Annotated in this window: 10 protein-coding genes; 5 read left to right on the top strand and 5 right to left on the bottom strand. The window is 38.7% G+C overall.

Features of this window, described 5'->3' with window-relative positions; translation table 11 throughout:
* The first annotated feature begins 48 nt into the window (after positions 1-48).
* The gene (locus JW794_02810) at positions 49-519 is read left to right on the top strand and encodes a phosphatidylglycerophosphatase A (GenBank protein ID MBN2017054.1); all 471 of its coding nucleotides are present in this window, start codon (positions 49-51) and stop codon (positions 517-519) included.
* A 3-nt stretch (positions 520-522) separates the two neighbouring features.
* On the opposite strand, the gene JW794_02805 is transcribed toward JW794_02810, so the two are convergent.
* A complete protein-coding gene (locus JW794_02805) occupies positions 523-1,665 on the bottom strand; it encodes a hypothetical protein (GenBank protein MBN2017053.1) in 1,143 nt (380 codons plus the stop codon).
* Between the two features lie 107 nt (positions 1,666-1,772).
* Between JW794_02805 and JW794_02800 the strand changes: the two genes are divergently transcribed.
* The 4 genes from JW794_02800 to JW794_02785 are packed head-to-tail and all read left to right on the top strand — an operon-like array spanning position 1,773 to position 3,856.
* Positions 1,773-2,195, top strand: a complete 423-nt coding sequence (locus JW794_02800) for an OsmC family protein (GenBank protein ID MBN2017052.1) — start codon at positions 1,773-1,775, stop codon at positions 2,193-2,195.
* Between the two features lie 9 nt (positions 2,196-2,204).
* Entirely contained in the window at positions 2,205-3,095 is an 891-nt protein-coding gene (locus JW794_02795) for a phosphoribosylaminoimidazolesuccinocarboxamide synthase (protein ID MBN2017051.1), read from the top strand.
* Positions 3,092-3,472, top strand: a complete 381-nt coding sequence (locus JW794_02790) for a response regulator (protein MBN2017050.1) — start codon at positions 3,092-3,094, stop codon at positions 3,470-3,472. The genes JW794_02795 and JW794_02790 overlap by 4 nt, the downstream gene beginning before the upstream one ends.
* A 45-nt stretch (positions 3,473-3,517) precedes the next feature.
* On the top strand, positions 3,518-3,856 hold the full coding sequence (locus tag JW794_02785) for a hypothetical protein (protein MBN2017049.1): 339 nt from the start codon (positions 3,518-3,520) through the stop codon (positions 3,854-3,856).
* A gap of 50 nt (positions 3,857-3,906) precedes the next feature.
* Here JW794_02785 and JW794_02780 read toward each other — a convergent pair whose 3' ends face one another.
* From JW794_02780 to JW794_02765, 4 genes are all read right to left on the bottom strand, one after another.
* Complete coding sequence (locus JW794_02780; GenBank protein MBN2017048.1) at positions 3,907-5,496, bottom strand: response regulator; 1,590 nt, start codon at positions 5,494-5,496, stop codon at positions 3,907-3,909.
* 91 nt (positions 5,497-5,587) lie between these two features.
* Positions 5,588-7,405 carry an excinuclease ABC subunit UvrC gene (gene uvrC / locus JW794_02775; GenBank protein MBN2017047.1) on the bottom strand — a complete coding sequence of 606 codons (1,818 nt, stop codon included), beginning with the start codon at positions 7,403-7,405 and terminating at the stop codon, positions 5,588-5,590.
* Entirely contained in the window at positions 7,402-8,973 is a 1,572-nt protein-coding gene (gene murJ / locus JW794_02770; GenBank protein ID MBN2017046.1) for a murein biosynthesis integral membrane protein MurJ, read from the bottom strand. Before murJ ends, uvrC begins: the two co-directional genes overlap by 4 nt.
* Positions 8,974-8,976: 3 nt before the next feature.
* Positions 8,977-10,209 carry a trypsin-like peptidase domain-containing protein gene (locus JW794_02765; protein MBN2017045.1) on the bottom strand — a complete coding sequence of 411 codons (1,233 nt, stop codon included), beginning with the start codon at positions 10,207-10,209 and terminating at the stop codon, positions 8,977-8,979.
* Positions 10,210-10,258 lie beyond the last annotated feature (49 nt).

Raw genomic sequence — 10,258 nt, 5'->3', positions numbered from 1 at the left:
ACTTGGTGCTGATATTGAAAGGATTGAGACCGACGCTCTGTATTAATAATGTTGAAATTCTGTAGAAATTTACTGGTTTCGTTTTGTTTTGTAGGATACTTTCCTGTCCTTTCGGGAACGATCACATCAATCATTACAGCTTTGCTCTATTTCTTTTTCATACCCACCCTCAATTCGATTGAAAATACATTATTAATCCTGTTTGTCATTGTTGTATCGCTCATATTTGTTCCAATTATAAAAAGTGCCGAGAAAGATCTGGGGCATGACAGCAGAAAGATAACGATCGATGAAGTAATTGGATTCTTTTTTGCAGTAATGTTCCTCCCTCATACACCCATGGTTTTTATCTATGCTCTGGTACTATTCCGAGTATTTGATATCGTTAAACCGACACCCATCAACCAGCTTCAGAAATTACCACACGGCTGGGGGGTGCTTGCAGATGATATCGCTGCAGGAATTGTTACTAACATCATAATACAAATACTGCTTAACGTCTTTCCACAATTCTTTTAAACCTTACGTACCAAAAAACCGAATAAGTATATCTTTCAGATTTGTCTTCCAGCTTCCCCAGCTATGTCCCCCATTAAATTCTTTGAAGGTAAACATATACCCCTTTTCAGAAAGTATGGGAATAAATGTTTCAGCGAGTTGCTTCAGTTTTGGTATGTCGTATTTCCCCATATCGATATAAATATCGAGTGGCAAGGTGTCGGATGATGCAAACGTAGTCTGTATTGATTCTTCAACATAGGATGATTGTGCGCCGATCATTCTGAAGAGTTCCGGGTAATGAAATCCAAGCCATAACGATATATTTCCACCATTCGAAGTACCTATCAATGCATGATCCTCTGCTTGACGAGAGACATTATAATGGTCATATAAAAATGGGATAACTGTTTCTGTAATAAATGTACTGTAATTTTTCTTTAGCTTTCCTGCATATTCTTCCGTCCGTTTTACTGGTGAGACAAATACTGCCACAACCGCCTTTATCTCTTTATGATAGATTAGGTAATCAAGGATATTCTTTGTCTGTGCAAAATCTAAATAATCCTGACCATCATGAAAAACTACGAAGGGAAGTTCATCTATTTGCGAATAATCGTAAGGACAATAAATGACAATTTTACGATCCCGTCCAAGATAATCACAATAAAGAAGTGTATCTCTTATGCTACCGTGTTTTATATCCTCATAATACTCAATCTCCGGAACTGGTTTGAGTGCATGCATACGTAGTTCAGAATTATCTCCAAAACCTCCGGATGATGTATTATTATTAAGAGGGTCAAGGATCCAATTAGTTCCGTCAATAATGAACTTATAATCGATTCGTGCATCCGGTTCATAACGAGCTGTATAATACCAAAGATCGGTATACGGCACATTTGTACAGAATGTATCCAATTGCCAGGCATTAAAGTCACCTGCAATATTGACAGATTTTGCTTTTTGCCGGATTAGAAAATAAACATTCGTGCTGTCCTCGATGATTGGAAACAACTCTTGTCGATCCATAAACGATTCAAGCAGAGAATATTTTTCCTCGATCGGTGCATTATTCAGTATCTCCAAAAAATTACTAACTGCCATATCAGCCTCGCTTAATGAAGGAATTACAAATAGAATTACTATTAAAATGATCTTCTTCATAATACTATCCTACTACTCTTTGAGCATACTGTGTGTCAACCATTATCATTTTTTATCATATGAAAAAATTGACAAAATATATAACAGCTTTAATCTTATTGTGTAATATGAAAGCAAAAGTGACATTAATTGACAAGCTTCAATTCAGCGCAGTAGCGGATTCCAACCACCCCATAATTGTAGATGCAGGTAAGGAGATGAGTTACGATAAAGGTCCAAGACCAAAAGAACTTGTTCTCATGGGCTTAATAAGCTGTACCGGCATGGACGTTGTTTCTTTACTCAATAAAATGCGTGTTCCCTACAAAGATGTTACGATCACCGCTGATGCGGAATCAACAGATGAGCACCCGAAGATATTTAAAAAAATAAACATTACATATACGATAATCGGAGATGATATTGATGAGAAAAAAGTTGAGAAAGCTATCTCACTCTCGCAGGAGCGCTATTGCGGCGTGACTGCTATGCTTGAAAAATCATCAGACATCACATATTCATATAATATTGAAAAACCAAAAGCGGACTGATCACATATAATGGCACAACTAAAAGACCTGCTCCCTCTCAGGCAAGGTAAGGTGCGTGATATCTACGATTTCGATGATGAACTTATCATTGTTGCTTCAGACAGGATTTCTGCTTTTGACTACGTTCTGCTGAACACTATTCCTGACAAAGGAAAGATATTGAATCAGATTGCTGCTTACTGGTTTAACAAGACCCAATCGCTTATTCCTAATCATGTGATCTCAACACAAGTTAAGGATTTTCCCGAAATCCTCCGCAATGTTACAGATGATCTTGAAAAACGCTCAATGCTGGTAAAAAAAGCTGAGAAATTTCCCGTCGAATGCATTGTTCGAGGTTATATAACAGGTAGCGGATGGAAGGATTATCTTAAGACAGGTGCAGTATGCGGTATTGTTTTACCGAGGGGATTACAAGAATCTGAAAAACTACCTGAACCCCTTTTCACACCTTCAACAAAAGCTGAACAAGGACATGATGAGAACATCAGCTTTGAAGCAATGAAGCAGATCGTAAATACTGAACTTGCTGAAAAAATCAAACAGATAAGTCTCGACCTTTATTCTTTTGCTCATGACAATCTTATAGCAAAGGACATCATCCTTGCTGATACAAAATTTGAATTTGGTCTCTATAACAATAAGATCATCCTGATCGATGAGATCTTCACACCTGATTCTTCACGTTTCTGGGATAAGAATGAGTATCAACCCGGAACATCGCAGAAAAGCTTTGATAAGCAATTTGTTCGGGACTATCTTCTATCGAGGGGAATTCAACATAAGAAAAATATAACATCAGACGATGAAATCCTGCATCTTCCTGATGAGATCATTCAAAAAACCCGTGAGAAGTATATGCAGGCTTTTACAAAGATAACCGGACGTACTGTTTTATGAAAACAATACTCATAGTTGATGACGAGCAGGACACACTGAACTTCCTCTCATACATGCTCCCCAAAAGAGGTTATGCTGCAGTTACAGCAGACAATGGTTTTGATGCACTCCAGATCATACGTGAACAGCACATTGATCTTGTTCTTAGTGATATTGCCATGCCGGACATGGATGGTTATGAACTCTATTCTCAGATAAGAAATTTCGATGACCGCATACCCATAGTCATGATGACAGGTTTCGGATACGATCCAAACCACGTGCTTGTAAAAGCAAGGAAAGATGGGCTGCATGACATCATATTTAAGCCCTTTGAGATCGACGACCTTGTTCAAATGATCAAGAAGGCAATAGATTCAAAAATAACGAATAACTGAAAGGTGAATTGAGAACACTACTTTTTTTCAACACATGGAGGTACAATGAAAGGTAGGTTTACACGAAACAAAGTCTCTCCCAAAAGTCATAAAAAGATCATTTCTTTTATTTATGCCCAGGATATCAAGGGAGATGATATCATGAAACTTGAACATTATCTGGAAGAACGGGATGATCTGCATCACATCTATATTATTCTGGAAAACAATCCCTCACGAAATATCGTTACAATATGTAATCGATATAACCATATAAAACTTTTATACAGTAAAGATCCCGAGGTTGAGATCGAGGATATTAAACGTCAATTCGACGGTGTTGATGTTACGTTTGAAAATAGGAAATTTGAGGACATCAAAAATCGTTCACTTGAAAATCAATAAATATCTCGAAGCTGAATTTTCCCGAGGTGATCCTGTGATCACCTCTTTTTTTATAACTGAGTTTTCGGAAGGGAGAAATGATCTTTCTCAAATAATTCCACACATACATCAACTATCTTTTTATCATAAAGCTTACCGCTGTTCTTCTTTATCTCCAGTATGGCTTCATCGATTCCTCTTGCAGCTCGGTAGGGACGATGTGATGACATAGCTTCAACCACATCAGAAACGGCAAGTATCTTTGCCTCGAGAAGTATTTCCTTTCCCTTAACGCCATTTGGATAACCGCTGCCGTCCTCCCTCTCATGATGCTGAACAACAATAGTTGAAACAGGCCATGGAAATTCTACTTTTTTTAGAATATCATAACCAGCTTGGGGATGGGATTTTATTATACTAAATTCAGGTTCGGTTAATCGTCCAGGTTTACTGAGAATTTCAGCAGGAACATAAATTTTTCCTATATCATGAACTAATCCTGCAATATACAAACCCTTTATCTGATCTTCTGGGAGATTGAATTTCTGAGCAATCTTTTCGGCAATGAGTGCTACTCTTTTCTGGTGTCCAGATGTATAGGGATCGCGTATTTCAACGAGAGAAGTTAGAGAATCAACTATCTGTTGGAGAAGCTTCTCAAGATTTTCATTACTCTTTTGCAGATCGATCATGGATTGTTCCTGCTTCTCTTCAAGTTTGAGATGCTTAAGACCATATGCAAGATCATCTGCGAGTTCTTGCAGTAATTTCTGCTCTGACTCGTCAAAGGCATCTTTCTCCGAAGAATAAATTGTAAGGGCACCATAAATTGAGCTGTTGAACAAAATTGGGATCGCAACGAGTGAAGAAAATTGAATCGTGGCTGACTGCTCCTTAATGCACGGAAAGAAGGGTTGCGATTTCTTGAGTTTATTAAAAACAACAATACGTTTCTTGTTTATTGCACTGCTAATCGGGGAATCCGGTCCATTCTCCATATCCCACGATAGATCCATTTCTTTAAGAGAGGACGCATCAAATCCACTTTGTGCAACATTTTCAATTGATTTGCTTTCATTATGGTGAACTTTCCCTATCCATGCAAAGGGATATCCCCCAATATCAACAATAATGTCGCAAATCCTGTTGAGGAGTACTTGCTTATCCTGTATTCTGACAAGTGCTTCATTGCATTCATTAACTACCCTCAGCATCCTGTTTACATTAACCAACTCCTGTTCAGTTTGTTTACGTACATACTTTTCATCGGCAATTTGCTCTTTGAGGAGAACTGAATCTGCAAACTCATCGATCATATGATATAATTTATCTTTATTCAGTGGTTTTAACAGAAATCCATTCACCCCCATATCTATCGCCCTCTGAAAATAATCTGACTGCCCATATGCAGAAACAATTACAAACTTACTTCTCGGACTCGTTATCTTCATCTTTTCTATCATATCAAGTCCATTGAGTTTGGGCATACGAATGTCTGTTATTACGATATCCGGCTTATGTTCCATGAATAGTTTGAACCCTTCCTCACCATCAACAGCTGTGAATAATTTTTCTACTTTTCGTTCGATCAACTTTGAAATTGATCTCATAACAAGAACTTCATCCTCACAATATAAAACCGATATCTTCAATTTATCCATGAGGTCTCCTCTTTTGGATACAATCACTATGCAAAAAACTTCTCTTCAACTCAATTGAGATTAATATTATTAAATTGTTGTCAATAAAATACTAATTTATCTCAGGTTTTTGTAATGAGAACTTAATTTTTTGAGCGATTTTATCACTAATACCCGGCACACAGCTTAACTCTTCGAGCGTGGCATCCCGCAACTTCTCAACCGATCCGAAATATGACAGGAGCAGGAGTTTTCTTTTTTCGCCGATACCTTCTATTCCATCAAGTTCAGAATATTGTATTTTTTTATCTCGAAGGTTCTTGTGATAGGTAATCGCAAACCGATGAGCTTCATCTCTTATCTGCTGGAGTAATTTCAGTGCGTATGATGTTTTCGGAATAATGATCGGCTCATGCTTTCCCGGCTTGAATATCTCTTCGAGACGTTTTGCGATAGAGAAAAGTGAAATGCCATAATTACTTTTGTTAAGTGCGGAGTGAGCTGCAGAGAGTTGTCCCTTTCCGCCATCAATGAGGATTAAATCCGGCATCTCCACATCTTTATCTTTAAGGTGACTGAGATATCTTGTAACAGCTTCGTTCATCATTTTATAATCATCAATTCCGGGTACAAATTTAATTTTAAATCTACGATATTGGTTTTTCTTAGGCTTACCATTATCAAAAAAAACCATCGAAGCTACTGCATCTTCACCAAAGAGATTCGAAACATCGAAAGCGGCAATCGTCCTGGGAAGTTTATCCATCCGAAGTTTTTCTTTTAACTCCTTCACCGCAAACACGGTTCTCTGTGATGATTTTATATGAGCGAGTCTCTTTTCCTCAACGAGTAAAAAGGCATTATGTTTTGCCATGTCCACGAGTTTCTTTTTATCCCCTTTTTGTGGAATGTATATTTTTGTTTTTAATAATTCAGTAAGAAGCTCGTTATCATCCGGTACTTCTTGTGTAATGAGCTGCGATGGAATATCTTCTCGGTAATTGTAGTAATGAGTAATGAAACGGGAAAGTATAAGTGGCAGGTTTGCTTCATCGGTGTTTTCGAGAAAGTAATGTTCTTTTTTTATCAACTTCCCGTCTCGAATCTTCAAAATTACGCTGCAACATGCAGATTCAAAACGAGCTATTCCGATCACATCTGCATCCGCTAGCGATTGATTGCTCATGATCTGCTTCTTAGATATATGGGAGATTTCCATGATCTGGTCTCGTATCCCGGATGCCTTTTCAAACTTTTGCTCTATTGACGCTTGTTCCATTTTTTCCTTCAGCTTTGAAATAATGGCATCGGTCTTTCCTTTTAAAAAAAGTATTACTTGGTCGATCCGTTCACGATAATCCTCGTATGAGACATTTCCAATGCATGGTGCATCACATTTATTGATCTGGAAGTTGAGACATGCGCGATCTGCATTTTCTTGTTTGACCTCTTTAGGTATGTACTTCGTGCAGGTGCGTAATTTAAAGATCTTCTCAAGGAGCATCAATGTATGTCGAACAGAACGTGCTTCTGTATAAGGTCCAAAATACTTTGATCCGTCTCGATCAACTGATCTAGTTACGACTACGCGCGGAAAAGCTTCTTTCATCGTGATCTTGAGGTAGGGATAACGCTTGTCATCTTTCAATGATACATTGAATTTCGGACGATGTTTCTTGATAAGGGTGTCTTCGAGGATCAGTGCATCCATCTCACTGCGCGTCACGATATAATCGAGATCAGCAATTCTGCTTACAAGTACCTCTGTGCGTGGGAGATCGAAGCTGTTCCTATTAAAGTAAGAGGAAACCCGTTTTTTTAGATTTTTTGCTTTGCCCACATAGATGATCCCACCTTTGCTGTTCTTCATCAAGTAAACGCCCGGATTATGCGGAATAAGTTTTAGTTTTTCCCGGACTGCGGATTTCATCTGGTTGAAAGAAAAATTGATTGTTTAATTTTCCTAAGGTCGGTAACTTTGAAGAGCTTTAGTCCTATAAAATATATCAAGATACAGATAACAAAAATTATGATTAATTTTATCAGAATGAATACCTTGGTTGGAAGAAAATATTGTGATAAAAGCACATTCACATAATAAGCCACGATACCTGTAATGAGAGACAATACAACAACCTTAACAAATGTGATACTGATCTTCTTGAAAGATATGCGTCCGACCTTTACTTGGAGTGCCAAGAAAAGTATCGTTGCCTGCAATGTTGCTGCAATGGATGTGGCAAGTGCAAGGCCTCTAAGCTGAAGTAGTTTCATCAAAATAATATTAAGAATGATATTACAAACAACAGCAATTCCTGCAATGATCATTGGGATTTTGGTATTTTTCAAAGCAAAGAAAGCAGATGCGAAAATCTTCACCGAGCTGTGCGATATCAAACCGATCGAATAAAAAGCAAGTGCTGAGTAAGTCATGATAAGTGCCTGGTGATCAAAAGCTCCATGAAGAAATACCAAAGAGATCGCATCTTTTCCCAGCACTAATATAAGAGCTATTATGGGCATCATGATGATCATGATCATCTGGAACGCTTCCTGTATCGAACCGATGAGTTCATCAGCTCTCTTATGTGCAGTCTGCCTGGAAAACATCGGCAACACTGCTGCGCCAACTGCTACACCGAACACGCCGAGTGGTAGCTGCATCAGCCGGTTTCCGTATTGAAGTGCTGCAACACTACCTGTAATAAGAAGCGAAGCAAGAAGTGTATCCACAACAACATTCACCTCGCGGATACCCAGACTGATAATACCCGGGATCATCCTGTTCCACACCCCTTTAAGCTCCTTCTGCTTGAAATTTATCTTAAATTTATAAGAATACCCGATCGTCTTAAGAAACCGGATATTCACAATAAGCTGAAAAACTCCTCCAAGCAATACACCAAATGAAAAGAGGTATGCCCTGTACATGATATCTGTCTGAACAAAAAATGACACAACAATGATCGGGAGTATGATACCGAGATTCAGCATAAATGGAGAAAGTGATGGAAAGAAAAATATCTTATGGGCATTCAGAATCGCTATTATAACTGAGGTTAATCCAATCAGGAAAAGATACGGAAATAAAATGCGCGTCAACTTAATTGTAAGTTCCTGAATTTCAGAACTAAAGCCCGGTGCCATGATGCGTATAATGATCGGCGCTAGCAAGATACCAAGCATCACCAAGCCGATGAGTATCAACACAAGAATAGACAAGAGGTTCATTGCAAAGGCGACTGCTTCCTCTTTGGATCGTGTCTCCTTTATCTCTGTATATGATGGAATGAAAGCCGCTGCAAGAGATCCCTCGCCAAAGAGTCCCCGTAGCATATTTGGAATAACAAATGCCACACCAAAGCTGTCCGCAGCAGCAGTTGTGCCAAGAAAATGCGTGAGGAAAATATCGCGGATCAGTCCGGAAATTCTGCTGAGAAAAGTACCACTGGATATCTTGCCGACATCCTGTGTGAGATTCTCTTTATTCGTACTCATATATTATAGTTTGAAAAACGTGCCTTTCTTATCCTGGTATTCCTGTGGCGTGAGATTCTTTGTCATATCCTTTCCATCACGTATGATCTCGATACTGATCTCTTCGCCAATCCTCAGGTCTGATACTGCAAATTCTGCATCATTCACATCTTTAATTTCCTGCGAATCGATACTTGTGATGATGTCGCCGCGTTTGAGTCCTGCATTATCCGCAGGTCCGTTTTCATCGATGTATGTTATGATCACACCGTTGGAGGATTTCAAGCCAAGACTGTTTGCGATCGAAGGAGTTATATCCTGAACCTTAAAGCCGAACCAGATGGATCTAATACCACCGTATTTGATGATCTCCTGAACAATATTTTTTACTCGATTAGAAGGAATAGCAAATCCAATTCCAAGACTCCCCCCGCTTTTTGAAAATATAAACGTATTGATCCCGATGATCTCTCCATTCACATTCACGAGCGGTCCCCCGCTGTTTCCCGGATTGATCGCAGCATCGGTTTGTATCATCTTTTTGTAGATGCGGTCTTCTTTGCTGTGGAAATTCCTGTTTAGTGCGGAAACAACGCCAACAGTAACAGTCGGCTCGGAATCCTTGATAAGATATCCGAAGGGATTTCCTAGTGCAATCGTCCATTCCCCAATGATAAGATCGTCTGAATCCCCGAGGTATGCACGAGGTAGATCGGCTTCAATTTCTTTGAGTTTGATAACCGCTATATCGTTCACATCATCACTGCCGATGAGCTCAGCTTCAAAATTTCTTCCATCCGAGAGAAATACTTTGATCTCCGATGCATTCTGCACAACATGGCTATTTGTAATGGCATATCCGTCTTCGCTGATAATCACACCTGAACCGAGATTTTGAACTTCGCGCGTATAAGTACGCGGAAGGAATCCCCTGTAAAAATCAAAAAATAATGAGTTGAAAGGATTTGTTTGAACGACCTGAGTTTGTATAACATTTACACTTACTACTGTAGGTTTGATCTTTTCTATCGCCTTTGTGATGCCATTTCTGCGGGAAACAGTAACTTCATCATTCTCCAGCATTCTCTTGTCAAAATCGATGGTATCCCGTAGTGAATAATTTTGCACTTGCGGCTGGGAAACATTCATCATTTCGATTGAAGATGAATCTTTCTTCGTGATATCATTGAACTTGAGTACTAAAATATTAATACTCAGAAGTATAATAATCAACAGAAACAGCTTTTTCAAATCCATGAAACCTCCATACGAAGTAGCGTGAGCCCAATAAATTTGTTCAAGTTTT

The organism is Candidatus Cloacimonadota bacterium (genome assembly GCA_016932035.1).
GTDB lineage: Bacteria > Cloacimonadota > Cloacimonadia > JGIOTU-2 > JGIOTU-2 > Celaenobacter.
Note: the sequence above shows the minus strand (reverse complement) of the source record. Positions and strands in the feature narration are given on the sequence as shown.

Excerpts from the sequence above, each read along its gene's own strand:
- JW794_02810 (MBN2017054.1), top strand. The coding sequence starts at position 49 with ATGTTGAAATTCTGTAGAAATTTACTGGTTTCGTTTTGTTTTGTAGGA.
- JW794_02805 (MBN2017053.1), bottom strand. The coding sequence starts at position 1,665 with ATGAAGAAGATCATTTTAATAGTAATTCTATTTGTAATTCCTTCATTA.
- JW794_02800 (MBN2017052.1), top strand. The coding sequence starts at position 1,773 with ATGAAAGCAAAAGTGACATTAATTGACAAGCTTCAATTCAGCGCAGTA.
- JW794_02795 (MBN2017051.1), top strand. The coding sequence starts at position 2,205 with ATGGCACAACTAAAAGACCTGCTCCCTCTCAGGCAAGGTAAGGTGCGT.
- JW794_02790 (MBN2017050.1), top strand. The coding sequence starts at position 3,092 with ATGAAAACAATACTCATAGTTGATGACGAGCAGGACACACTGAACTTC.
- JW794_02785 (MBN2017049.1), top strand. The coding sequence starts at position 3,518 with ATGAAAGGTAGGTTTACACGAAACAAAGTCTCTCCCAAAAGTCATAAA.
- JW794_02780 (MBN2017048.1), bottom strand. The coding sequence starts at position 5,496 with ATGGATAAATTGAAGATATCGGTTTTATATTGTGAGGATGAAGTTCTT.
- uvrC (MBN2017047.1), bottom strand. The coding sequence starts at position 7,405 with ATGAAATCCGCAGTCCGGGAAAAACTAAAACTTATTCCGCATAATCCG.
- murJ (MBN2017046.1), bottom strand. The coding sequence starts at position 8,973 with ATGAGTACGAATAAAGAGAATCTCACACAGGATGTCGGCAAGATATCC.
- JW794_02765 (MBN2017045.1), bottom strand. The coding sequence starts at position 10,209 with ATGGATTTGAAAAAGCTGTTTCTGTTGATTATTATACTTCTGAGTATT.